Genomic DNA, 24,047 nt, shown 5'->3' with positions numbered 1-24,047 from the left:
TACACCGAACAGTCCTTAAGGGAGGACCGTGAGCGTGCCCTCGGCGGTCTGCACGGCCGAACCGGTCACCGAAGCGGCGACCACCTCGCCGTTCTCGACCACCACTTCGCCGAGCAGGCGCGAGGGGCGTCCGATCTCGGTGCCCTGCGAGATCTCGTAGGTGTGGACGCCGTCGCCGGTCAGAAGCCCTTCGGCCACGAGGTGGACGCCGAGCGCGACCGCTGCCGAGCCCGTGGCCGGGTCCTCGGTCATGCCCTCGTGGAACAGGCGGGCGTGCACGGCGTGCGTCTCGGGGTCGAAGCTGAACAGGTAGATCCGGTTCAGGACGCCGAGGTGGTCGCTCGCGGCGGGCACGTCCTCGTCGGCGAGGCGCACGAAGTTGTGCTCCAGGCCCGCGCTGGCCCGGCCAGGACGCCCGAGCACCTTCGCGGGGTCCAGGCCGATCGTCGCGGCGGCCGTCTCCACGTCGAGCGGCTCGCCGACCGCCAAGACCGTTGAGGTGAGCTTCGCGGTATCCCCGTCGAGTTGGAGCCCCATGAGACCGGCCGCGCACTCCTGGACGACCTTGCCGTCGCGGGCCTTCACGCGGCCCGAGCGGGTCACCGCGATCGAGGCGCCGACGGTGGGGTGCCCGGCGAAGGGCAGCTCCTCCTCCGGAGTGAAGATCCGGGCCCGATAGTCGGCCTCGGCGACGGTGGCGGGGAGCACGAACACGGTCTCGGAGTACCCGAACTCCTTCGCGACGGCCTGCATCTGGGCCCCGGTGAGGTCCTGGCCGTCGAAGACCACCGCGAGCTGGTTGCCCGCGTAGGGGCGGTCGGTGAACACGTCATAGATGGCGAAAGTGATCATGGGGCATGTATAGCTCGCGGCCTGCGCGCGGCAGTGATCCGGCGGTCGGTAAGGCTACGCTCACATTGGCGCTGCGGAGTCCGTGGTTACGATTGACGCATGTCTGACAACGCTGCCGTCGTCGAGGCCGTGCACGAAGCGCTCTCGCACGTCAACGACCCCGAGATCCGCCGCCCGATCACCGAGCTGGGCATGGTCGACACCGTCGTGGTCGACGGCGGACGGCTGGAGCTCACCATTCTCCTGACCGTCGCGGGCTGCCCCATGCGCGACACGCTGCAACGCGACATCGCCGCCGCAGTGGACGGCGTGGCCGGGATCGACGCCCTCGAACTCGAATTCGGGGTCATGAGCGAGCAGCAGCGCGCCGACCTCCAGGTGAAGCTGCGCGGCGGGAAGGCGGGCGCCGAACCGGTGATCCCGTTCAACCTGCCCGAGTCGCGCACCCGCGTGTTCGCGATCGCCTCGGGCAAGGGCGGGGTGGGCAAGTCGTCGATGACGGTGAACATCGCCGCCGCGCTCGCCGAGAAGGGCCTGTCGGTCGGGGTGGCCGACGCCGACATCTACGGGCACTCGATCCCCCGGATGCTGGGCGTCGAGGGCGCGCCGACCCAGGTCGAGGACATGATCATGCCGCCGCAGGCGCACGGCATGAAGGTCATCTCGATCGGGATGTTCACGCCCGGGAACACCGCCGTGGTGTGGCGCGGGCCGATGCTCCACCGCGCGCTCCAGCAGTTCCTCGCCGACGTGTACTGGGGCGACCTGGACGTGCTCCTGCTCGACCTGCCGCCGGGGACCGGCGACATCGCGATCTCGGTGGCGCAGCTCCTGCCGACCGCCGAACTCGTGGTCGTGACCACCCCGCAGCAGGCCGCGGCCGAGGTCGCCGAACGCGCGGGCGCGATCGTGACGCAGACCCACCAGAAGCTGGTGGGCGTGGTCGAGAACATGTCGTGGATGGCGCTCCCGGACGGGACGCACATCGAGCCGTTCGGCTCCGGCGGCGGCAAGACCGTGGCCGAGGCCTTGACGCGGGACGTGGGCGCCGAAGTGCCGCTGCTCGGCCAGGTGCCGCTCGACACGCGGCTGCGCGAAGGCGGCGACGCCGGGGTACCGCTGGTGATCTCCGACCCCGACTGCGAGGCCTCGCGCGCGATCCGCGCGATCGCCGACCAGCTCGCGGTGCGGAAGGTCTCGCTCGCGGGCAAGCAGCTGGGCCTGAGCCCGGTCTGAGAGGTCGATGCGGGGCGTCGGCCTCGAACGCTTCGGCCTGCCAGCGCCGGGCTTGAGCTGGCCTGAGAAGACGTTAGTGCGCGCGGCGGCCCGATGGGCCGCCGCGCGGCTTTGTTTCCCCGGTTTCCTACGGGAGCTTGCGGACGGTCACGGCCGTGCCGTAGGCGCAGACCTCGGTGCCCATGTCGCGGGCGTCCGATACGTCGAAGCGCATCATCACCACGCCGTTCGCGCCGATCGACTTCGCCTGGTCGATCATGCGGGTCAGGGCCTCCTCGCGGGAGGCCGCGAGGGCCTTGGTGAGGCCTTTGAGTTCGCCGCCGAGTATCGACTTGAGGCCCGAGCCGATGTCGGAGACCATGTTCCGCGACCGCACCGTGAGGCCGAAGACCTCGCCGTGGGTGTCGGTGACCTCGTAGCCGGGCACGTTCTCGGTGGTGACGACCACGAAACCGGCCGCGGTCGGATTGGCGCCGCCGAACTCTCCAACTCTGTCCATGCCGCAACGCTATGGGAGTTCGCGGCTCCGCGCATGGGTCCGCGGAACCAAGTCCGCCAGCGCGTGTGGCACTCGGGTACTACGCACCGGGGAGGACTGGGGACGCCGCGAGGCCCCGGCATCGCCGGAGCCTCGGGCACTAAATCCTATAGGATATAGGATATAGGATATATCCTATCTGACCACGAAAGAGGTAGGCAGAACCCTATAGGATATATCCTATACGGTCCTACTGGGCGCTGTGGAGGGCCTCGTTGAGCTCGCCCCACGAGCCCGAGCGCGGCCGCACTTCGAGCACGCCGGTCTGGGTGTTGGTCCAGAACTGGAGGTTGTCCTTGCCCGAGAGGGTCGCGGCCTTGACGACCGAGCCGTCGGGGAGGGTGACCTTGGAGCCGGCGGTGACGTAGCAGCCGGCGGCCACGACGCAGTTGTCGCCCAAGGAGATCCCGATCCCGGCGTTCGCGCCCAGGAGGCAGCGCTCACCGATCGAGATGACCTCTTTGCCGCCGCCCGAAAGCGTGCCCATGATCGAGGAGCCGCCGCCGATGTCCGAGCCGTCGCCGACCAGGACCCCGGCCGAGATGCGGCCTTCGACCATCGAGTTGCCGAGCGTCCCGGCGTTGAAGTTCACGAAGCCCTCGTGCATGACCGTGGTGCCCTCGGCGAGGTGCGCGCCCAGGCGCACGCGCGAGGCGTCGGCGATGCGCACCCCGGCGGGCGTCACGTAGTCGGCCATCGGGGGGAACTTGTCGAGGGACTTGACTTCGAGCGCGTGGCCCTCGGCGCGCAGGCGCAGGCGGGCCTCACCCACCTCGTCGGCCGGGAGCGGCCCGAAGTTGGTCCAGGCGTTGTTGGGGAGCAGCCCGAAGATCCCCGAGAGGTTCACCGAGTGCGGGATCGCGTGGCGGTGGGAGAGCAGGTGGAGGCGCAGGTACACGTCGGCGGTGTCGACCGGCTCGTCGGCGAGGGACTTGATGCCCACCGCGATGCCCTTGGAGGTCGTGCCCGCGGGGCTTCGCCGCTCGACCTCGGGGGCCGCGGCGTCGTCGGGGGCCTCGCCGAGGCCGAGGCGGGTGAACCACACGTCGAGGACGGTGCCGTCGGCACCGACGGTGGCGAGGCCGACGCCCCAGGCCGCGTCAGTCAGGAATTCACTCATGCACAGAGCCTATCCAGGCGGCGGGTATCGTCTGCGGATGTGATGGTTTTGAGTGAGGCGGTCCTCGCCGACCCGGTGGCGCTGACCCGGGCCCTGTGCGACATCCCCTCGGTCTCCTGGAACGAGGCCGAGATCTGCGACGCGGTCGAGGCGGCCCTCAAGCCCTTGGGGCACTTGACGACCGAGCGCGTGGGCAACACGCTCATCGCCCGCACCGAGCTGGGGCGGGACAAGCGCGTCATGCTCGCCGGGCACCTCGACACCGTCCCGGTCAATGACAACTTCCCCACCCGCACCGAAGGCGACGTGATGTGGGGCCTGGGGACCTCCGACATGAAGTCGGGGACCGCGCTGGCGCTGTGGATCGCGGCCACGGTCACCGACCCGAAGTTCGACCTGAGCTTCGCGTTCTACGACTGCGAGGAGATCGAGGCCGAGCACAACGGGCTCAACAAGCTCGCGAAGACCCGGCCCGAGCTGCTCGCCGCGGACTTCGCAATCCTCCTGGAGCCCACGTACGGGCTCGTGGAGGCCGGGTGCCAGGGGACGATGCGCGCGCGGGTCACGTTGCGCGGCAAGCGGGCCCACTCGGCCAGGTCGTGGAAGGGCGAGAACGCGATCCACCGGGCCGCGCCGGTCCTGGAGCGGCTCAACGCGTACGAGGCGCGGGAGGTCGAAGTGAACGGCTGCGCCTACCACGAGGGCCTGAACGCGGTCTTCATCGACGGGGGCGTCGCCGGAAACGTGATTCCGGACGAGTGCCGCGTCGAGGTCAACTACCGGTTCGCGCCCGACCGCGACGAGGCCGCCGCCGAGGCGCACGTGCGCGAGGTGTTCGACGGGTTCGAGGTCGAGATCACCGACTCGGCCCCGTCGTGCCGTCCCGGGCTGGACCGGCCCGAGGCCGCCGAGTTCGTGGCCGCCGCCGGGGGCGAGTTCCGCGCCAAGCTGGGGTGGACCGACGTGGCGCGCTTCGCGACCCTCGGCATCCCCGCCGTCAACTTCGGGCCGGGCGACCCGAACCTCGCCCACAAGCAGGACGAACGCGTCGAGATTCCGCGCATCCTGTCCTGCGCCGACGCCCTGCGAGCCTATGTGGAGGCACCATGAGTCAGAAACGCCGCGTCACCGCCGACGAGCACCTGCTCGACACCCGGCATTCGGAGGAGTGGAAGCAGAAGGCGTCCTGGCGGGTCATGAAGATCCAGGCCGAGTTCGTGGAGGGCTTCGACACGCTCGAAGCCGCCGAGCTCGGCGACGCCATCGGCGTCTACGGGTCGGCCCGCACGCCGGTCGACTCCGAGGAGTACAAGCTCGGCATCGAGCTGGGCGCCAAGCTCGGCGAGGCCGGGTTCTCGGTCATCACCGGCGGCGGCCCGGGCGCGATGGAGGCCGCCAACCGCGGGGCCGCCGAAGCGGGCGTCAAGTCCGTGGGCCTGGGCATCGAGCTGCCCTTCGAGCAGGGCATCAACCCGTACGTGGACATCCAGCTGGACTTCCACTACTTCTTCGTCCGCAAGGTCATGTTCCTGAAGTACTCGTGCGGGTTCTGCGCTCTGCCCGGCGGCTTCGGGACCATGGACGAGCTGTTCGAGTCGCTCACCTTGGTGCAGACGCAGAAGGTCGGCAAGTTCCCGATCGCGCTCATCGGCACCGACTACTGGGGCGGCCTGGTCGACTGGCTGCGCAAGTCCATGCTCGGCAACGGCATGATCAACCCCGCCGACGTCGACCTGCTCCTGGTCACCGACGACCTGGACGAGGCAGTGGAGCACATGAAGAAGGCCGAGTAACGAGCTGAGACGGGCCGCCGCGGTGATCCGCGGCGGCCCGTTCCGCGTTCAGAGGCTGCGGTGGGGGGCCTTCGGGGGGCGGTGGCCTTGGATCGAGGCGACCATGTCGAGGACTTCGCGGGTGGCGGCCACGTCGTGGGCGCGGAAGACGCGGGCGCCGTTCCAGGCCGAGATCGCCGTGGCCGCGAGGGTGCCGTTGAGGCGGCGGTCGACCGGGAGGTCGAGCGTCTCGCCCACGAAGTCCTTGCGGGACAGGGCGACCAGGACCGGCCAGCCGGTCTCGGCCAGCTCGTCCAAGCGGCGGGTCAGGTCGAGGGAGTGGTAGGTGGTCTTGCCGAAGTCGTGGGTCGGGTCGATGAGGATCCCGTCGGCGCGGACCCCGGCGGCCACCGCGGCCTCGGCGCGCTCGACCAGTTCGGCGCGGACCTCGGCCACGACCTCGCCGTAGACGGCCTTCTTCGCGACCGTGCGCGGCTGGAGCCCCCCGGTGTGGGAGACCACGAAGCCCGCGCCGGTGTCGGCGGCGACCTCGATCACCGCGGGGTCCCAGCCCGCCCAGGTGTCGTTGATGAGCTCGGCCCCGGCCGCCACGGCCTCGCGCGCGACCTCGCCGCGCCACGTGTCGACCGAGATCACCAGCTCGGGGTGCTTCTCGTGGACGGCGGCGATGAACGGCACCACCCGCTCGATCTCCTCGGCCACCGAGACCTCCGGGCCCTCCCCGGCCTTGACTCCCCCGACGTCGAGGATGTCGGCCCCTTGCGCGACCGCGCTGTCGGCGGCCGCGACCGCCGCGTCGAACGCGAACGTCGCGCCCGAGTCGAAGAAGGAGTCGGGCGTGCGGTTGACGATCGCCATCACCGCGTAGTCCCCGACATCGAACACCCGTCGGCCAAGTTTCAACGCTCGCATCTGACTATGCTGACAGCCGCACCAGCCGCCCGCCAGCCGCACCATGGCGACGCGGGACTCCAGCACAGAAGGAGCTCCGATGCCCCGGTTCGACCGGTCGCACACCGACGACCTCGCCGCGTTCATCCAGGCCAGCCCCACGCCCTACCACGCGTGCGCCGAAGCGGGCCGCAGGCTGGAGGCCGCCGGGTTCGCCCGCCTGGCCGAGACCGACCCCTGGCCGGTCGAGCCGGGCGGCTACTACGCCGTCCGCGACGGCTCGATCATCGCCTGGCGGATCAACGGCGCCGAGTACGACTCGTTCCGGATCTTCGGCGCCCACACCGACACCCCCACCTTCAAGGTCAAACCCAACCCCGACACCGGCGCGTACGGCTGGAAGCAGGTCGCCGTCGAGGTCTACGGCGGGGTCCCGCACCAGACCTGGCTCGACCGCGACCTCTCGGTGGCCGGGCGCCTGGTCATGCGCGACGGCACCGAAGTCCTCGTCGACGTCGACCGGCCGCTCCTGCGCGTCCCGCGCCTGGCGATCCACCTCGACCGGGGCGTCAACGAGGGCCAGAAGCTCCACCCGCAGGCGCAGCTGACCCCGATCTGGGGCCTCGGCGAGCCGCGCGCGGGCGAGTTCCTGGAGTTCATCGCCGCCGAAGCCGGAGTGAACGCCGAGGACGTGTACGGCCACGACCTGTTCGCCGCCGCACTCGACGCGCCCTCCTATCTCGGCAAGGACCAGGAGCTGTTCGCGGCCTGGCGGCTCGACAACCTCACCAGCGTCCACGCCGGGGTGGCAGCGCTCATCGCCGCCGAGGACACCGGCACCCGCGTCCCGGTCCTCGCCGCGTTCAACTACGAGGAGATCGGGTCGATGACCTACTCGGCCGCGCAGGGGCCGTTCCTCGAATCGGTCCTGCACCGGCTCATCGGCGACGACTTCGAGGTCTACGCGCGGGCGATCGCCGCCTCCGCGATGATGTCCTCCGACACCGGCAACGCGATCCACCCGAACTACCCCGAGAAGCACGAGCCGGGCCACCGGCCGATCCCCGGCGAAGGCCCCATGATCAAGGTCAGCGCCAACCAGCGCTACGCCAGCGGCGCCGAAGAGCAGGCCCTGTTCCGGCGCTCGGCCGAGGCCGCGGGCATCCCGTGGCAGACCTATGTGAACCGCAACGACATCCCCGGCGGCACCACGATCGGGCCGATCTCGGGGACGCAGCTGGGCATCCTCACCGTCGACGTGGGCCTGCCGATCCTCTCGATGCACTCCGCGCGGGAGCTGTGCGGCGCCGAGGACCCCGGGCACCTCGCGGCGCTCGCGCTCGGATTGTTCACGCACTAGATGGCGACGCTGCTTCATCTGGACGCTTCGGCCGCGGTGGAGGGCTCGCGCTCGCGTGCGCTCACCGCGGCCTTCGCGGCGGCGTTCGCGCCGGGCGACACGGTCGTGCACCGGGACCTCCACGCCGAACCCGTGCCGCACCTGCGCGATCCTGAACTGCATTGGGCCGCACCGCTTCGCATGGTGCAGCGCGACGAGGACCCGGTGCAGGAGCGCCTCGTCGCCGAGCTGCTCGGCGCCGACGCGGTGGTGATCGGGTACCCGCTGTACAACTACTCGCTGCCGTCGAGCCTGAAGGCCTGGCTCGACCATGTACACGTCCCCGGCACGACCGCGGGCGCGGTCATGCCGCTGGCCGGGAAGCCCGCCGTGCTGGTCACAACCCGAGGAGGCGACTACGGGCCGGGCGGAGCGAACGCCGGGCGCGACCTGGCGACCCCGGTGCTGGAGTTGATCCTCGGCGAGGAGATGGGCATGGACGTCACCACGGTGGCGGTCGGGTTCACACTCGCGAAGACACCGGAACTGTTGCAGCGCAGCGAGAGCGAGTACGCGGAGGCGCTCGCGACGCTCGAAGCGCTCGGGAAGAGGTTGGGAGCGGAGTGAGAGCGCGAGCGGCCGTGGGCAACGGCCGCAGCGCGGCCCGTGAGTGACGACGATGCCGCTGCCGAGCAGCGCCTGCGAGCACGGCAGTGCTCGAAGCGCTCGAAGCGCTCGGGCCGAGGTTCAACACGGAGTGAGGGCGCGAGCGAAGCCGCTGCCGCGCAGCGAGAGCATCGGCGCTCGGGAAGAGGTTGGGAGCGGACAGCGAGACGGCGCAGGCGGCCGTGGTCGACCGCCTCATCACCGCCGCCGCGGACCAGCCCGCTCTCGTGCAGCGCCCGCGCGCGTTGCGGCCGCCTCGTCGGCGGCGTCGCGTCGCCGGAAGCAGCGCCACGGACACGAACCCTCGGCATCGCTTCGCCGTCCAGCGAATGCGAAGGCCGCCAGCACCCGCCGTCTGGTTTCGGGTGCGGGCACGGCGGCGCTCGCGGTCTTCAAGTGACTCACGGTTCCCGTGTGGCGCTTTCATATTCGGGGCCCGCTCCGGAGTCCTCACGGACCGTGCCGTCCCGGTAAGGTGGTGTCGTTCGACACTGCGGGCCTCGAATCGCCCGGACCCCGGGGAGGCGGCATTGACTTGGCGAACCGAAATGGAGCGCACGGCCGCGCGACTGCGCGAGGCCGCCGGGGCCGTTGACCGGGCCGAACGCCTCCTCGCCGCCTCCGCCGACCGGATGGCCGTGGACGACACCGAGCGCCGCCGCCTCGACCTCGCCGAGCGCCTGCGCGCGGCCGCCGAGACCGCCGCGCCCGGTTGGCTCGGAGCCGAACTCGCCTCCCTGAGCCCGAACACCCCGTTGTGGACCGAGGACGCGTCGTCGGCCGCGATCCGCGTCGGCACCGCCGAGGCCGAAGGCGACCCCGCGTTCCCCGCTCTCGCCGGGCTGCTCGGCAAGGGCCACTTGGTGTGCGACGGCGACGCCGCCGACCCGCGCGTGGCCGGGATGATCCAATCGCTCCTGGTGCGCGCCGCCGCCGCGCACGAGCGCATCGAGTTGAGCCTGGTCGACGGCGTGACCCTCGGGCAGGTGTTCGCGCCCGCGACAGCGCTGGTGGACGCCGGAATCGCCGAAACCGTGGCCACCGACCACCTCGCGCTCGGGCGCGTGCTCACCGGCGCGGAGAAGCGCCTGACCGAGCTGCGCGACATCGCCGCCCGGGGGCACTCGATCGCCGACCGGCCCTTCCACCTCATCGTCATCGCCGGACTGCCGCCCGAGGTCGGCAAGTCCACGCGCGAGCGCCTCGCCGCGCTGGCGCACGCCGGGCCTTCGGCCCGTTGCCATCTCGTCCTCTGCGGATGGCGGAACCTCCCCCACCGCGAGCCGCTGCCCGCGATCGAGCACGCGACCTACCTGCACTGCAACGAGAACGACGTGCGGCTCGGGACCCTGCCGGTGCCGGTGCGGCTCGACCCGGCCCCGTCGCCGCAGCTCGCCCGCGAGGTCTACGGCGCCCGCGCGCGCCAGCGCCGCGAGGCCGGGGAGCTGTCGGTGGCCGACCTGGTGCCCCAAAAGCTGTGGACCGAGTCGAGCAGGCACGGGCTGACCACGGTGATCGGGCGCGAGCAGTCCGGGCACACCGCGGGCGGCGACGTGGAGGTCTCGTTCGACGACGCGACCCCGCACTGGCTCATCGGAGGCCGCACCGGCGGCGGGAAGACCGTGTTCCTGCTGGACGTGCTGTACGGCCTGGCGACGCGCTACTCCCCCGAGGAGCTGGAGCTGTACCTGCTGGACTTCAAGGAGGGCGTGTCGTTCACCGAGTTCACGCCGTCCGCGCTGGACCCGTCGTGGATCCCGCACGTGCGGGCCGTGGGCGTCGAGTCCGATCGCGAGTACGGCGTGGCGGTCCTCGGGGCGCTGCGCGCCGAGCTGACGCGCCGGGCCGGGCTGATGAAGCGGGCCGGGGCCACGCGGCTGGCGCGGCTGCGGGAGCTGCGCCCCGACGTGGCGCTGCCGCGGATCGTGGCCGTGGTGGACGAGTTCCACGTCCTGTTCGCGGGGAACGACCGGCTCGCGGGCGAGGCGGTCGCGCACCTGGAGGAGCTGGCGCGCAAGGGCCGCTCGTACGGGGTGCACCTGGTGCTGGCCTCGCAGACGATCTCGGGGATCGAGGCGCTGTACGCGAAGAAGGACTCGATCTTCGGGCAGTTCCCGCTGCGCGTGGCGCTGCCGGGCGCGAAGCACCTGCTCGACGAGGGCAACGACGGCGCCGACGGGATCGGGGTCGGCGAGGCGGTGCTCAACGACGCCGGAGGCATCAAGGGCCGCAACCGGACCTGCCGGTTCCCCGACGCGTCCGGCGCCGAGGACCTGCTGGGCGAGCTGCGCCGCCGCCTGTGGGAGCGGCGCGACTCCGACACCGAACCGGTGGTGTTCCGCGGCTTCGACGAGCAGCACCTCGACGACGATCCGCGCTTCGCCGCGCTCGCGCCCACGCACACGCCGCGGGCGCTGCTGGGGCGGGCCGTGGACGTGAACATGTCCACAGTGGGCTACGCGTTCGACCGCAGCCCGGGACGGCACCTGGCCGTGCTCGGCACCTCGATCGTGGCCGCGGACGTGCTGGCCTCGGCGGCGGTCTCGCTGGGGCGCCAGCACGAACCCGGTTCGGTGGAGTTCCTGGTCGCGGCCACCGCGGCGGGCGCTGAGGCCGTGGCCGGTCCCGTGGTCGAGGACCTTCGAGCCGCAGGGCACGAGGTGCGCGAGCTCGCGCCGGGGGCGATCCTCGAAGGGGCGTACGCGAAACCGGCGTACCTGGTGTGGTTCGGCGCGGACGGGGCCGACGGCGACGGCTCGGCGCTGCGCGAGCTGATGCTCCACGGCCCGGCCGCGGGCGTCCACGTCCTCGGCTGGTGGCGGGGCGCGCGGCGGTTCCTCGACGACATCGGCGGCACGTCCGGGCGCGAGCACTGCGCCGGGGTCGTGGCCCTCAACATCGCCGCGAACGACCTGGCCGCGATCACCGGCGGCTACGAGCGGGCCTGGGAGGCCCGGTCGAACCGGTGCCTGGTGATCGACCGGCACGCCGGGAGCGAAACGCTCGCCGTGCCCTTCGTGCGGCCGGGCCGCCTGGACGCGGCGTCCGAAGACGAGTGGGGAGCGGTGACCCGATGAGCCTGAGCGTGTACGAGGACCTGGTGCACGAGCTGACGCGGCTCGACGCCGACAGCGCCGCCAGCAGCAACAAGTCGAAGCAGCAGCTGGAGCGGCGCAGAGAGGCCCTGCGCGAGGTCGAGGCCGACCTGTACGGGCAGACCGCCGACCTCGCCGAGCTCAGCGCGTCACTGCGGCACACCGCGCCCGACCTCGTCCCGGTCGAGGAGCCCTTGGAAGCGGACGCGGACGAAGCGCTCGCGAAGGCCCGCGTCGCATTGCGGGAAGCCGCTGAAGCGCGCACCGCGGCCGTGCGGGCGGCGCAGCGGCCCACGCTGCTGCCGAAGGTCCACCATGTCCTGCGCGAACTGCTCGTCTACGGCGCGTGCATGATCGCTTGTCTGGGCGGGCAGCTGATCTACCTGGCCGCGACCGGCGGCGGCGAGTCCACGTGGTGGGTCATGTTCCTGCCCCCGGTGCTGGCCGCGCTGGTCGGATACCTGCTGGTCGGGGCCGCGAACCGGCCCCGGATGGCCTTGAAGGACCGCAACGGGAGACCGGTCAAGACCGTCGTCCCCCACAACCCGCGTCTGGGAGTGACCCTCGCGGTCTGCACAATGGCGCTGTTCGCCTATTTCGCGTTCTTCGCCTAGCACCGCTCGGAGGCCCCCGTGGACTGGATACTGCCGCTCATCGTCGCCGTCGTCAGCGTGTGGATCGCGTTCTCGATCGTCGTGTGGGCCACCGGGAACGACACCCTCCTCGACACCGCCCCCGCCGGGCCGCCCCCCGCGCTCGGCGAGCGCGAGCCGGTGGGCGAGGCCGCCGTGGCGGCGGTCAGGTTCGACACCGGTCTGCGCGGCTACCGCACCGACCAGGTCGACGCCGCGCTCCATCGCCTGGCCTGGGAGATCGGCCGCCGGGACGAGCAGCTCGCGGTGCTCCAAGCGCGCTTGGACGGCGCCGAGGACGCAGCGGACGAGGAGCCTGACGAGGACACGTTCCGGCTCGGCGAGCGCGAGGACGAAGCGCCCGAACGTGAGGCAGGGCGCGAGGACGGCAGTGAGGCGACGCCGCGCGCAGAGGCGTGATGGGATATGCCCATGCGTTATTGGCTGCTGGCGTTGAACCACGACGAGTACACCGAGCAACAGGCCTACGAGGTCGAGGCGGTCGAGCCCGAGGGGGCGCTCCCTGAGGGCTCCGCGGGCGGCGACGAGGTCGCGCTGGCCGGGCCCGAGGGCGTGTTCGCGCTCGGGGAGGTCGTGGGCGGGGCGGTGGCCTACCGCCGCCGTCTGGAGGAGCCCGCGAAGACCGCCGAGAGCGCCGATGCCGAGGAGGGCTGGACGGCCCTGAACCCCGAGACGTGGGAGGGCCTGGTCAAGAGCCTGCCGACGCCCGAGCGGCGCTCGGACTGGCTCGTGACGCTCTCGATGCCGATCGAGGCGGTGGACAAGGCCGAGGCGGTGCGACAGTTCTGGTCCTACATCCGCTCGCTCGGCCCGAAGGAGTTGCCGACGTTCGTGGCCCCGTACGGTCGCGAGCTTGAGGGGACGGCGTTCTTGCTGGGCACGGAGCACGAACAGGACCCCGAGGAGTAAGCGGGACGCCTTCACGTCTTTGATCCACATCACACAAGTACCAAAAGCCCCATTTGTGCGTTTTCTCCGCAACTTTGTCACATACCCGGAGGGGCGAGTTGGCTCTCGCCCACGTCATCGGGGAAACTTGATCTAGCAACGTCGAGTCGCAACCTGCGGCCTTGGATCGAGGGGAGACGAATATGGCGGCCATGAAGCCGCGGACCGGGGACGGACCGCTCGAAGTTACTCAGGAGGGCCGCGGCATCATCATGCGCGTACCACTCGAAGGCGGAGGTCGGCTGGTCGTGGAAATGACGCCAGAGGAAGCCCAGACGCTCCAGAAGGAGCTCGAAGGAGCCCTGGAGTAACGGCCTCACGGTCCAACACCCCGCTGGCGGTCACCCCCGCCGCTGATCCGACCAGGGAGCTCGCCCCTAAGCCGTCGCTTGGGGCGGGCTCTCATCCTGTCTGCACCAGGGCCGATAGGCCCGGCAGCGGAGTCCGGCTTGGTCGGTCCGATCAGACCGGAAGGTCGTCCATGCCGAAGACGCTGCCGTCGGCGAGATGGAGTTCGACCGGGCCGAACATCAGATAGAAGCGCAATGCTCCCAGGGCATTCTCGTGGGAGCAGAAGTTGCCGCCGGCGCGCGGATAGACGGTGCTGGAGAAGGCGCCGACCTCGACCGTGTCATAGCCTGCGGCGATCACGCCCGGGCAGTGCGGCAGGTGGCTGCCCTCCTCATCGCCGCATTCGGCGCACCGGATGGTGAATGACTGCGGCTGTGAGAGTGAAGCGCGGTTGGCACCCGCAGGCGAGTGCGCGACAATAGGTCCGGACACGGGTCTACCTCCGATGTCTGAGACCGGGGCGGGCCTGGGACCTTCCAAATCACTGGCCCGCCCCGGTCGGCTTTCGCGAAGGGCGAGGAATGTCCGCCAGCGCGAACTTCGCTCCCCGAATCCTGTGATGAACCCTTCACGCTTGTTTGATATCTTCGCACAGTGCTATCCTTACTTGCAATATTGCATGGCTAGATTCTCGATGTTTTTTGCGAATCAACCTTTGGAGTGACGACCATGGCTCGGACAGGTTCGGGGATCAGTTTGAGGGCACTATGGCTCGGCGAGCGCATGCGTGACATCCGCAAGCGCCTCCGCATCCCTCAGCAGGAGGCGGCCGACCACATCCAGCGGAACAACGCCATGCTCGGGCGCTACGAGACTGGCCAGATCCCCTTCCGCCGCAACGATGTCATCGACCTGCTTGACTTCTACGGCGTCGCCAACGAGACCGAGCGCAATGGACTTCTTCAACTCTGCGACGACATCTGGCGCAAAAACTGGTGGGACCCCCACCGAGGAGACTTCGGCCAGGACTTCGTCAATGTGCCGTGGCTCGAATCCCGGGTGGACCACATCCTCACCTACCAGCACATCATCGTCCACGGACTCCTCCAGACCCGCGAATACGCTGAAGCGCTGATCCGGAATGACTCCGGTGACCGCACACCCGAAGTCCAGATCAAGCGGTGGATCGATCTTCGGGTGGAGCGCCAACGTGTCCTGCGAAAAGACAACCCTGCACGCCTGACGATGGTGTTGGAAGAACCTGTGCTGCAGCGGCCGGTCGGGAGCCCCGAAGTCCAGCGAGCACAGTTGCAGCATCTGGTTGAGCTCAGCGAGCTTGAGAACATCGACATCCATGTGATGCCCACCGCGCATGGGCCTCACGCTGCTCACCACGGAAGCTTCAACCTCTATGAAATGCCCTCCCCTTACCCTGACGTCGCCTACACCGAAACCGTCGGTGGCTCTCTCTACATCGAAGAGCCGACCGTGAGTCATATCCGGGAGGTGTGGAAAGATCTGGTTGAGGGCGCGTTGACTTCAGAGAAGTCAATCGCGCTGGTCAAGCGGTATATGGAGGGGTAAGCATGAAGACCGGCACATCGCAGGAGCTCTCGAACCAAGAGCTGGCCGGGATTCGCTGGATCAAAAGCAGCCGCAGCGACAGCAACGGCGGCCAGTGCGTCGAGGCGGGCCCCCTCACCGACGACTCGGGCCGGGTCGCGGTCCGCCACTCGCACCACCCGGAAGGCTCCGTGATCGTCTACACCCGAGCCGAGTGGGATGCCTTCCTCGCCGGGGCCAAAGACGGGGAGTTCGACTTCACGGCGTGATGGCCGGGCCGGACGCTCCGGCACGAGGCGAGCGGGAATCGCAGCGCGGATGAGGGTGCGGCAAATGCGGCATAGACTCGTCCCATGACATCCGGCACCCAGCCGCCCCAGGCAGAACCGGGCGATAACCGGGAACCCCTGCGGCCCACGGCCCCCGAAGCGGCGCACAGCGAGCGCCCCGAAGACGCGACCGCGCCGCGCGGCGCGACGGGCGAGTTCGGCTCGCAATCCGCGCCGGGCGCGCAGCCGCACGCTGCTCCTCAGCGTTTCACCGCTCCTTTGGACGCGATGCACCCCGCCGCTCCTCAGACTTTCACCGCGCCGCAGCGGCCCGGGGCTCCGGAGATGGCCGTTCCTCAATCTCCCGCGCCCGACCGGTCCACGTGGTGGCATCCTGAGGCCGCGTCCGATCCGTGGCGCGATCCGGGGAGTCGGGCCGTCATCGAGACCAGGCCCGCGCCTGTCGCGCCGCCGGTCGAGCCGTTGCCGGTGCGGCAGGCCTCGGCGCGGCCCGCGCTCGGGGTCGTCATCGCCGTCTCGGCCGTCACCGCGCTCATCGCCGGGGTGCTCGGCTCGGCCATCGGCATCTGGGCCACCCGCGGGAGCACCCCGCTGGGCGGGACCCTCGGGGCCGACCCCATGACCGACCGCGACGTCGAGTCCGTGGCCGCCGTAGTCGAGGAGATCATGCCCTCGGTCGTCACGGTCCTGACCGCCAACGGCGGCAACGGCTCGGGCTTCATCGTCTCCGACGAAGGCCACATCCTCACCAACCACCACGTCGTGGTCGGCTCGGGCACCGAGCCCGCCTCGCGGCTCGACGTGCTCTTCAGCGACGGCGACATCACCTCCGCCCAGGTCATCGGCTCCGACGCCGACTCCGATGTGGCCGTGCTCCAGATCGAGGGCGGCGGCCACCCCGCGATGGTCCTGGCCGACTCCGACAAAGTCGCCGTCGGCGACCCCGTGCTCGCCGTGGGCGCACCGCTCGGACTGTCCTCGACCGTCACCGAGGGCATCGTCTCGGCGATCGACCGCCCGGTGCTCACCCAGAACAACAACGGCGAGGTCGAGTCGGTCATGGCCGCGATCCAGACCGACGCCGCGATCAACCCCGGCAACTCCGGCGGGCCCCTCACCGACATCGGCGGCCAGGTCATCGGCATCAACACCGCGATCGCCTCCACCGCGTCCGAAGGCGAGGCCGGGAACATCGGCATCGGGTTCGCGATCCCGATCAACCAGGCCAAACGCATCGCCGACGAGATCATAGCGACCGGCACCGCCAGCCACACCGTGATCGGCGCCGAGCTCGGCGACTCCGGGCTCGGCATCGGCGTGACCCTCTCGCGGATCGTCCCAGGCTCCCCCGCCGACGACGCCGGGCTGGAGGACGGCGACGTCGTGACCAGCTTCGACGGCCACACCGTCACCGACAACACCAGCCTCATCGCGCTCATCCGCAAGCTCGCGCCGGGCACCGTGGTCACCGTGGTCTACGAGCGCGACGGCGAGGAGCGCAGTGCCCAGGTCACGCTCGAAGCGGCCACCGACTGACGCGGAGTACGCTAGGCGGAGGTTTTTCAGGTATCGGTCGGTCATCGGAGGGTCAGCGTGTTCGGAAACCTGGGCGGCACCGAGTTGCTGGTCATCGTCCTCATCGCGCTGTTCCTGTGGGGTCCCGACAAGCTGCCCAAGGCGCTGGCGAACCTGCGGACCTTCATCTCCAAGGCCCGGAACATGGCCTCGAACGCCGCCGCGGACCTCAGCCGCGAGATCGGCACCGACATCAAGCCCGAGGACCTCAACCCCAAGACGTTCGTCCGCAAGCACATCCTGACCGAGCAGGACCAGGAGCTGCTGACCAGCCCGCTCAAGTCCACGATGCGCGACCTCCAGGAGGGCGCCAAGCCGCTCCAGGACGGCCTCAACGACGCCACCCGGGAGATGGAGAGCACCCGCCGCAGCGTCAACCGCGGCGGCGCGGCCAAGCGCGTGAACGGGTCCTCCGAGACCCCGGCAGACGACTCGGCCCCGACCGACCGCACCCGCGGCCGCGCCGCGAGCTTCGACGACGTCACCTGATCGGGTTTGCGTGTCGGTCCCGGCTGGAACACTGGCCGGATGATCGGAAAATGGCACGGCCTCATCATCGACTGCCCTGACGCCTCCGCGCTCGCCGCGTTCTACCAGGAACTGCTCGGCATGATCCGGGTCCAGGACGACGGCGACTGGGTGGTCATCGGCGACGCCCCCGACCGGCCCGGCGTCGCCTTCCAGCAGATCCCCGACTTCACCGCGCCCACCTGGCCCGGCGGCGACCACCCGCAGCAGATGCACTTCGACGTCAAGGTCGAGGACTTCGACGCGGGCGAAGAGCAGGTGCTCGCGCTCGGGGCGAGGCGGCTCGAAGGCGGCGGCGAATCGTTCCGGGTCTACGCCGACCCGGTGGGGCACCCGTTCTGCCTCGTCAAGTTCTGAGCACGAAAAAGCGGCGCGGGCCGAAGCCCGCGCCGCCTTCGACGTGCGTGTTACAGCGCAGCGCCGGTAGTACCGAGCATCGCCACGCCCGCCGCGACGAGGATGATGCTGAGCGCCCCGAGCGCGCAGACGATGATGCCGAGCACGAGACCGGTGATCGCCTGCCCCTTGCCTCCGGCGACGCCCGCGTTGATCTTCTTCATCGAGATGCCGCCGAGGATCGCGGCGATGATGCCGCAGACCAAGGCGATGAAGCCGCCCGCGTAGGGGATGCACAGGAACGCGACCGCGATGATGCCGAGCACCATCGAGGCGATGGCCTGGCCCTTGGGCAGCTGCGGGCCGTAGGGCCCGGGCGCGCCGTACTGCGGCGGGTAGCCGGGGGCCGCCGGCGGCAGCTGCGGCTGCCCGTAACCGGGCTGCTGCGGCTGGGGGCTGTAGCCGCCGGGCTGCGGCTGGGAGGGTTGGGAACCGGGCTGGCTGCCGTACGGGTCGTACTGGAAGCCGCCCTGTCCGGACTGGTCCGGATTCGGAGGATAGGTCATCTAGGCTGACTCTCTGCTCGGGCGGAAACGGCGCGGGACGCTTCACGATAGCCCATTTCCGCCACGGGTCGGTGACGAGGCCTGTTCGCGAAATTCGGCGAGTCGGGCGAGGTCACCGGCGCTCGACCACGCTTCCCCGCAACACGATGAGCGAAGGTTCGCGCGCGGCGGTGATGTCGGTGCGCGGGTCGCGTTCGTAGACCACGACGTCGCCCAGGCCCTCGGGGATGCCGAGCCATTCGCGCGCGCCCCACGAGGACGCGGCCACGACCTCGGCGGCGGGGATGCCGGCCTTCTCGTGGAGCAGGCGCATCTCCTCGGCGGCCAGGCCGTGATTGATCCCGCCGCCCGCGTCGGTGCCGAGGTGGACGCGCACGCCCGCCTCCCACGCGGCACGCACGACCTCGGGGAATCCCTGCTTGAGGCGGCGCATGTGGTCGGCGTAGCGGGGGAACTTGACGTCGGCCTCGGCGGCGATGTCGTCGAAGGTCTCGATGTTGATCATGGTCGGGACCAGGGCGGTGCCGCCCGCGGCCATGAGGTCGAGGAGGTCGGTCGAGAGCCCGGTGCCGTGCTCGACCGAGTCGGCCCCGGCTTCCACCACGCAGCGCACGGCCTCTTCGGAGAAGGTGTGGACGGCGACCTTCGCGCCCGCGGCCTGGGCCGCCCGGATCGCGGCGGTGAGGATCTCGGGCTCGAACGAGGGGGCGAGATCGCCCTTCGAGCGGTCGATCCAGTCACCGACGAGCTTGACCCAGCCGTCCCCGAGGGCCGCCTGGCGGGCCAGCGCGGCGACGGCCTCGTGGGGTTCGCATTCGAGCCCGATGCCCCGCAGGTAGCGCTTGGAGGCGGCGATGTGGTGCCCGGCGCGGATGAGGCGGGGGATGCCGTCCTCGCCCACGAGTTCGGGGTAGGGGTAGGGCGATCCGGCGTCGCGGATGGCCAGGACGCCCGCGTCGCGGTCGGTGCGGGCGAGGGCGCGGGCCTCGTCGAGGCTCTCGATGGGGCTCGCGCCGCGGCGGATGCCGATGTGGCAGTGGGCGTCGACGAGCCCGGGGAGGGCGTAGCCGCCGGTGGCGACGGTGAGGGCGCCGGGGACGGGTTCGAAGGTGAGGCGGTCCCCGTCGAGGTAGACGTCGCGTTCGGTGTCGTCGGGGAGCCACACCACCCTCAGGTGCAGTGGCGTACGGGCGGGCGGCGGTGCGAGGCGCTCAGTCATCGCCTCGCAGTATCGCCCGGCCCGGTCGCGTTGTCCAGCGGGACCCTACTTGTCGTTGTCGGGGTTCTGGAAGCCCTGCTGCTTCAAGAACTGCTCGATGTCGATGTCGGGGAGGTCGGCCGGGTTGAGCCCTGAGAGGTCGGGCATCTGGCCGGGGAGGGCCTTGGGAGCCTGGGCGGTGCGGTTCGCGGCGGGTCCGCCGCGCTTGACGGTCTTCTTCTTGTTGGTCTTCTTGCCCTTGCGCTTGTTGTAGGGCGACTTGGTGGCCTTGGTGCCGGTGGGCAGGCCCATCGCGCCCGACATCTGGCGCATCATCTTCTGCGCGTCCTTGAAGCGGGTCAGGAGCTGGTTGACCTCGGAGACGGTGACGCCCGAGCCGTTGGCGATGCGCAGGCGCCGCGAGCCGTTGATGAGGGTGGAGTCGCGGCGTTCGGCGGGGGTCATGGAGCGGATGATCGCGGTGGTGCGGTCGATCTGCTTGTCGTCGATGGAGTCGATCTGCTGCTTCATCTGGCCCATGCCGGGCATCATCTTGAGGATGTTGCCGATGGGGCCCATCTTGCGGATGGCCTGCATCTGCTCCAGGAAGTCCTCGAGCGTGAAGTCCTCGCCTTGGAGGAGCTTCTGGGTCATCTCCTCCTTCTGCTCCTCCTCGAAGACCGATTCGGCCTGCTCGATGAGGGTGAGCATGTCGCCCATGCCGAGGATGCGGGAGGCCATGCGGTCGGGGTGGAACGCGTCGAAGTCCTCCAGCTTCTCGCCGGTGGACGCGAAGAGGATGGGCTGGCCGGTGACGTGGCGGACCGACAGGGCCGCGCCGCCGCGGGCGTCGCCGTCGAGCTTGGAGAGGACCACGCCGGTGATGCCCACGCCGTCGCGGAAGGCCTCGGCGGTGTTGACGGCGTCCTGGCCGATCATGGCGTCGATGACGAAGAGGACCTCGTCGGGATTGACCGCGGCGCGGATGTCGCGGGCCTGCTGCATCATCTCCTCGTCGACGCCCAGGCGACCGGCGGTGTCGACGATGACCACGTCGTTGCCGCGCTGCTTGGCCTCGGCGATGGAGTCGAGGGCGACCTTGACGGGGTCGCCGACGCCGGAGCCGGGCTCGGGGGCGTACACGGCCACGTCGGCCCTCTGGCCGAGGACCTGGAGCTGCCCGACGGCGTTGGGCCGCTGGAGGTCGGCCGCGACCAGGAGCGGAGCGTGCCCGTCGGCCTTGAGCCATTTGGCGAGCTTCCCGGCCAGGGTGGTCTTGCCCGCGCCCTGGAGGCCCGCGAGCATGATGACGGTGGGGGGCTGCTTGGCGTAGTTGAGGCGGCGGGTCTCGCCGCCGAGGATCGCGATGAGCTCCTCGTTGACGACCTTGACGATCTGCTGGGCGGGGTTGAGGGCCTTGGAGACCTCGGCGCCCTTGCAGCGCTCCTTGATCTGGGCGATGAAGGTGCGGACCACCGGGAGGGCCACGTCGGCTTCGAGGAGCGCGAGGCGGATCTCGCGGGCGGTGGCGTCGATGTCGGCTTCGGTCAGGCGGCCTTTGCCGCGGATCGACTCGAAGATTCCCGACAGTCGATCTGACAGAGCGTCGAACACGGGTGGGCCTCTCGGTGGTGAACGGTGAAGGTGTCCCTACGAGCTTAACGGTGCTGGCGCGCCGGGCGCGAAAAGGACGGCCGCCCGGTGAGGGGCGGCCGTCCGGCGGTGCGTTGAGGTACTAGGCGGTGACCTTCTCGGGCGCCTCGGTCGCGCCGGGCGCGTCGAGGGCGATGTTGCCGTTGACGGGGAGGTCGTAGCCGGCCTCGCCGTGCTGGGCGGCGTCGATGCCCGCGAGCTCTTCCTCTTCGCTGATGCGGACCCCGATGGTGAACTTCAGGATCAGGCCGATGATGAGGGCCACGGCGAACGAGTAGGCGACCACGGCCAGGACCGCGAGGGTCTGGTTGGCGAGGAACCCGAAGGTGCCGCCGTAGAACAGGCCCGCGGTGCCCGCGATGCCCTCGACGGCGAACAGGCCGACGGCGATGGAGCCCCAGATCCCGGCGACCATGTGCAGACCGACCACGTCGAGGGAGTCGTCGTAGCCGAGCTTGTGCTTGAGGCCGATGGCGAGCGGGCAGATGATGCCCGCGATGGCGCCGAGCGCGATCGCGCCGAGCGGCTCGACCAGGCCCGCGGCCGGGGTGATGGCGACCAGGCCCGCGATGACGCCGGAGCAGGCGCCGAGCACGGAGGGCTTGATGCCGCGGATGCGGTCGATCAGGAGCCAGCCGAGGATCGCGGCGGCGGTGGCGACCTGGGTGTTGAGCAGGGCCAGGCCCGCGATGCCGTCGGAGGCGAAGGCCGAGCCGGCGTTGAAGCCGAACCAGCCGAACCACAGCAGGCCCGCGCCGATCACCACGAGCGGCAGGTTGTGCGGCGCGAAGTTGCCGTCCTTCCAGCCGATGCGGCGGCCGACGACCAGGGCGAGCGCCAGGGCGGCGGCGCCTGCGTTGGCGTGGACGGCGGCGCCGCCGGCGAAGTCGAGGACGCCCAGTTCGGCGATCCAGCCGTCGCCCCACACCCAGTAGGCGACGGGTGCGTAGACGAGGATGACCCAGGCGGTGGCGAAGATGACCCAGGCGCTGAACTTCATGCGGTCGGCCACGGCGCCGGCGATGAGGGCCACGGTGATGATCGCGAACATCATCCCGAAGGCGGACATCGCGGCGGTGGAGACGCCCGCGTCGTCGAAGGTGAGGTCGTTGACGTACCGCAGGCCGAAGGCGGAGTCGAAGTCCATGCTGAACAGCGCGTTGCCGTTGCCGTCGCCGAGGGCGATGGACTCGCCGACGAGCGTCCACACGATCGAGACGATGCCGATGGCGACGAGACACTTCATCATCATGTTGATGACGCTCTTGGCCCGGGTCAGGCCCCCGTAGAACAGGGCGAGTCCGGGGGTCATGAGCAGGACCAGGGCGGCTGAGATCAAGATCCACGCGTTGTTGCCGGTATCGAGCTCGGGCATGGCCGCCTCCTCTCTCCGAAAGATAGGTGCAAGGTGAAGGGCTGTGGTCCGGCGTGAGGGGAGCGTCGCTGCTCTGGGTGGGTGTCACGCGCCGGCCGCGGGCCGGAGCCCGTGTCGCCCCGAAGGGAAGCGGCCGGCGCGTGATTCTCCTACCTACCGGAGTGAAGCCAGCTTCACGAAGACGTGTTACGCGGCCCGGGCCTGCGTGTTAAGAAGCTGTCGCGAAAGATTTCGAGCGTGTGAACTCCTCCGCACAGCGAGGTGTGAGACGCGCACCACTGAAACGGCTGGTGTCTCTGCGGCTTTCGCGGCTTTTGCGGAGTCCAATTCGTCCGTTACCTCGTCATGACCTGGTCGTTACAGAACCGTGCCCGAAGGGTTGCCGCGAGTCGGAGAAATGATCGCTCAGCTCACACCGCGTATCGTCGTACCAGACCGCGGCCGCACGCCCCCGGACGCGACGACGACGAAAAGAGACCGACTGCGATGGCGCAACCGAAGAAGGCAGCGAGCATCTGGGACGTGGCCCGGCTGGCCGGAGTCTCGCACCAGACCGTCTCCAGGGTCGTCAACGGCTCGCCGCGCGTCGCCGCCGCCACCCGCGACAAGGTCACCGACGCCATCACCGAGCTGGGCTACCGGCCCAATCGCCTGGCGCGGAGCCTGGCGGGCGGGGCGGTCGAGTCGGTCACCGTGCTCACCGCCGACACCTCTCTCTACGGGGCCGAGGCCGCGCTGCGGGGCATCGAGCGGGCCGCGCGGGCCCTGGACTGGAGCGTCCAGATCTCGGTGCTCGACCCGGCCGAGACGCATTCGGACGCCGACATCATCGCGCGCCTGCCGCGCGCGGGCGAGCCCACGATCATCATGGCCCACGACGAGCCGGGCATGCGGGCCAAGCAGACGCTGCTCGACACCCAGCCGCACGCGATGGTCGCGATCGGGTCCTACACCGCCGAGGAGCTCGCGGCCTCGCCGTGGCTGGTGGGCATGGACGACGGCAAGGCCGCGGCCGAGGCCACCCGGTACCTCCTCGACCTGGGCCACGACACCGTCCACCACCTGGCGATCCCGACCTCCACGGACACGTTCGGGGGCGGGAAGGCCCACCGCGCCGAAGGCTGGGCGCGGGTGCTGCGCGAGGCCGGGCGGGCCGTCCCCGAGCCGGTGACCTCGGGGTGGAGCATCGCCGAGGCGTTCAAGGCCGTGCAGCCGCTCGTGGCCGACCCGGAGGTGACCGCGATCCTGTGCGGCAACGACCACCTCGCGCTCGCCACGCTGCGGGCCGCGCACCTGGCCGGGCGCACCGTGCCCGGGGACCTGTCGATCGTGGGCTTCGACAACACGCCGTTCTCGGCGTACACCAGCCCGGCCCTGACCACGGTGAACCAGGACTTCGAGTCGGTCGGGCGCGGCGCGTTCGAGCTGCTGCGGCACCGCGTCGACTCCTCGATCGCGCGCCCCAGACCGAGCTGGCCCGAGCCCGAGCTCATCGTCCGCGAGACCTCGGGGCCTCCCGGCCCCCGGTCCTGACCCGTCGA

General features: G+C 70.3%; 25 protein-coding genes. 16 read left to right on the top strand and 9 right to left on the bottom strand.

The annotated features are described in order from the left end of the window. Nucleotides 1-15: 15 nt before the first annotated feature. On the bottom strand, nt 16-852 hold the full coding sequence (locus AB0B28_RS08605) for a PhzF family phenazine biosynthesis protein (RefSeq protein ID WP_360118662.1): 837 nt from the start codon (nt 850-852) through the stop codon (nt 16-18). Between the two features lie 99 nt (nt 853-951). Between AB0B28_RS08605 and AB0B28_RS08600 the strand changes: the two genes are divergently transcribed. Next, complete coding sequence (locus tag AB0B28_RS08600; protein ID WP_360118661.1) at nt 952-2,088, top strand: Mrp/NBP35 family ATP-binding protein; 1,137 nt, start codon at nt 952-954, stop codon at nt 2,086-2,088. A gap of 127 nt (nt 2,089-2,215) precedes the next feature. On the opposite strand, the gene AB0B28_RS08595 is transcribed toward AB0B28_RS08600, so the two are convergent. Then, nucleotides 2,216-2,587 carry a YbjQ family protein gene (locus AB0B28_RS08595; RefSeq protein ID WP_360118659.1) on the bottom strand — a complete coding sequence of 124 codons (372 nt, stop codon included), beginning with the start codon at nt 2,585-2,587 and terminating at the stop codon, nt 2,216-2,218. 229 nt (nt 2,588-2,816) lie between these two features. Then, on the bottom strand, nt 2,817-3,746 hold the full coding sequence (locus AB0B28_RS08590; RefSeq protein ID WP_360118657.1) for a DapH/DapD/GlmU-related protein: 930 nt from the start codon (nt 3,744-3,746) through the stop codon (nt 2,817-2,819). Nucleotides 3,747-3,788: 42 nt separating this feature from the next. On the opposite strand from AB0B28_RS08590, the gene dapE reads away from it, so the two are divergent. Together dapE and AB0B28_RS08580 are read left to right on the top strand one after the other, a co-directional pair. After that, nucleotides 3,789-4,856 (top strand): succinyl-diaminopimelate desuccinylase, encoded by a 1,068-nt coding sequence (gene dapE, locus AB0B28_RS08585; protein WP_360118796.1) that lies wholly within the window; start codon nt 3,789-3,791, stop codon nt 4,854-4,856. Continuing rightward, complete coding sequence (locus AB0B28_RS08580; RefSeq protein WP_360118655.1) at nt 4,853-5,539, top strand: TIGR00730 family Rossman fold protein; 687 nt, start codon at nt 4,853-4,855, stop codon at nt 5,537-5,539. The genes dapE and AB0B28_RS08580 overlap by 4 nt, the downstream gene beginning before the upstream one ends. Nucleotides 5,540-5,587: 48 nt before the next feature. On the opposite strand, the gene folP is transcribed toward AB0B28_RS08580, so the two are convergent. Next, nucleotides 5,588-6,451 (bottom strand): dihydropteroate synthase, encoded by an 864-nt coding sequence (folP, locus tag AB0B28_RS08575; RefSeq protein WP_360118654.1) that lies wholly within the window; start codon nt 6,449-6,451, stop codon nt 5,588-5,590. A 79-nt stretch (nt 6,452-6,530) separates the two neighbouring features. On the opposite strand from folP, the gene AB0B28_RS08570 reads away from it, so the two are divergent. The 7 genes from AB0B28_RS08570 to AB0B28_RS08540 all read left to right on the top strand — a co-directional run bounded on the left by AB0B28_RS08570 (nt 6,531) and on the right by AB0B28_RS08540 (nt 13,442). Next, nucleotides 6,531-7,790, top strand: a complete 1,260-nt coding sequence (locus AB0B28_RS08570; protein ID WP_360118653.1) for a M18 family aminopeptidase — start codon at nt 6,531-6,533, stop codon at nt 7,788-7,790. Further along, nucleotides 7,791-8,396, top strand: a complete 606-nt coding sequence (locus AB0B28_RS08565) for an NAD(P)H-dependent oxidoreductase (RefSeq protein WP_360118652.1) — start codon at nt 7,791-7,793, stop codon at nt 8,394-8,396. It begins immediately after the preceding gene. 569 nt (nt 8,397-8,965) lie between these two features. Further along, entirely contained in the window at nt 8,966-11,512 is a 2,547-nt protein-coding gene (locus AB0B28_RS08560) for an FtsK/SpoIIIE domain-containing protein (RefSeq protein ID WP_360118651.1), read from the top strand. Then, complete coding sequence (locus tag AB0B28_RS08555) at nt 11,509-12,144, top strand: hypothetical protein (RefSeq protein WP_360118650.1); 636 nt, start codon at nt 11,509-11,511, stop codon at nt 12,142-12,144. Before AB0B28_RS08560 ends, AB0B28_RS08555 begins: the two co-directional genes overlap by 4 nt. An 18-nt stretch (nt 12,145-12,162) precedes the next feature. Next, nucleotides 12,163-12,582, top strand: coding sequence for a DivIVA domain-containing protein (locus AB0B28_RS08550; protein ID WP_360118648.1), 420 nt, complete (start codon nt 12,163-12,165; stop codon nt 12,580-12,582). A 6-nt stretch (nt 12,583-12,588) separates the two neighbouring features. Beyond that, nucleotides 12,589-13,092 carry a hypothetical protein gene (locus AB0B28_RS08545; RefSeq protein WP_360118647.1) on the top strand — a complete coding sequence of 168 codons (504 nt, stop codon included), beginning with the start codon at nt 12,589-12,591 and terminating at the stop codon, nt 13,090-13,092. A gap of 182 nt (nt 13,093-13,274) precedes the next feature. After that, a complete protein-coding gene (locus AB0B28_RS08540) occupies nt 13,275-13,442 on the top strand; it encodes a DUF3117 domain-containing protein (protein WP_359948432.1) in 168 nt (55 codons plus the stop codon). A 151-nt stretch (nt 13,443-13,593) separates the two neighbouring features. Here the strand turns inward: AB0B28_RS08540 and AB0B28_RS08535 are convergent, their stop codons facing one another. After that, nucleotides 13,594-13,914 carry a hypothetical protein gene (locus tag AB0B28_RS08535; protein WP_360118646.1) on the bottom strand — a complete coding sequence of 107 codons (321 nt, stop codon included), beginning with the start codon at nt 13,912-13,914 and terminating at the stop codon, nt 13,594-13,596. A gap of 237 nt (nt 13,915-14,151) precedes the next feature. Here AB0B28_RS08535 and AB0B28_RS08530 point away from each other — a divergent pair, with 237 nt between their 5' ends. The 5 genes from AB0B28_RS08530 (at nt 14,152) to AB0B28_RS08510 (ending at nt 17,735) form a co-directional block, all read left to right on the top strand. Next, a complete protein-coding gene (locus AB0B28_RS08530) occupies nt 14,152-15,006 on the top strand; it encodes a helix-turn-helix transcriptional regulator (RefSeq protein WP_360118645.1) in 855 nt (284 codons plus the stop codon). 2 nt (nt 15,007-15,008) lie between these two features. After that, nucleotides 15,009-15,254 carry a DUF397 domain-containing protein gene (locus AB0B28_RS08525; protein WP_360118644.1) on the top strand — a complete coding sequence of 82 codons (246 nt, stop codon included), beginning with the start codon at nt 15,009-15,011 and terminating at the stop codon, nt 15,252-15,254. 84 nt (nt 15,255-15,338) lie between these two features. Further along, nucleotides 15,339-16,811 carry a trypsin-like peptidase domain-containing protein gene (locus tag AB0B28_RS08520; protein ID WP_360118642.1) on the top strand — a complete coding sequence of 491 codons (1,473 nt, stop codon included), beginning with the start codon at nt 15,339-15,341 and terminating at the stop codon, nt 16,809-16,811. A 57-nt stretch (nt 16,812-16,868) separates the two neighbouring features. Then, entirely contained in the window at nt 16,869-17,339 is a 471-nt protein-coding gene (locus tag AB0B28_RS08515) for a twin-arginine translocase TatA/TatE family subunit (protein WP_360118640.1), read from the top strand. Nucleotides 17,340-17,378: 39 nt separating this feature from the next. Further along, nucleotides 17,379-17,735 (top strand): VOC family protein, encoded by a 357-nt coding sequence (locus AB0B28_RS08510; RefSeq protein WP_360118638.1) that lies wholly within the window; start codon nt 17,379-17,381, stop codon nt 17,733-17,735. Nucleotides 17,736-17,785: 50 nt separating this feature from the next. On the opposite strand, the gene AB0B28_RS08505 is transcribed toward AB0B28_RS08510, so the two are convergent. The 4 genes from AB0B28_RS08505 to AB0B28_RS08490 all read right to left on the bottom strand — a co-directional run bounded on the left by AB0B28_RS08505 (nt 17,786) and on the right by AB0B28_RS08490 (nt 22,506). Next, the gene (locus AB0B28_RS08505) at nt 17,786-18,280 is read right to left on the bottom strand and encodes a DUF4190 domain-containing protein (RefSeq protein ID WP_360118637.1); all 495 of its coding nucleotides are present in this window, start codon (nt 18,278-18,280) and stop codon (nt 17,786-17,788) included. A gap of 112 nt (nt 18,281-18,392) precedes the next feature. Then, nucleotides 18,393-19,499 carry an amidohydrolase family protein gene (locus tag AB0B28_RS08500; protein WP_360118636.1) on the bottom strand — a complete coding sequence of 369 codons (1,107 nt, stop codon included), beginning with the start codon at nt 19,497-19,499 and terminating at the stop codon, nt 18,393-18,395. Nucleotides 19,500-19,544: 45 nt separating this feature from the next. Beyond that, complete coding sequence (gene ffh, locus AB0B28_RS08495; RefSeq protein ID WP_360118635.1) at nt 19,545-21,092, bottom strand: signal recognition particle protein; 1,548 nt, start codon at nt 21,090-21,092, stop codon at nt 19,545-19,547. A gap of 121 nt (nt 21,093-21,213) precedes the next feature. Then, nucleotides 21,214-22,506, bottom strand: a complete 1,293-nt coding sequence (locus tag AB0B28_RS08490; RefSeq protein ID WP_360118633.1) for an ammonium transporter — start codon at nt 22,504-22,506, stop codon at nt 21,214-21,216. 486 nt (nt 22,507-22,992) lie between these two features. On the opposite strand from AB0B28_RS08490, the gene AB0B28_RS08485 reads away from it, so the two are divergent. Beyond that, a complete protein-coding gene (locus tag AB0B28_RS08485) occupies nt 22,993-24,039 on the top strand; it encodes a LacI family DNA-binding transcriptional regulator (protein WP_360118631.1) in 1,047 nt (348 codons plus the stop codon). The last annotated feature ends 8 nt before the right edge of the window (nt 24,040-24,047 follow it).

This window comes from Glycomyces sp. NPDC046736, from assembly GCF_040645615.1.
Taxonomy (GTDB): domain Bacteria; phylum Actinomycetota; class Actinomycetes; order Mycobacteriales; family Micromonosporaceae; genus Glycomyces.
The sequence above is the reverse complement of the archived record's forward strand: the minus strand, read 5'-3'. Positions and strand labels throughout refer to the sequence as shown.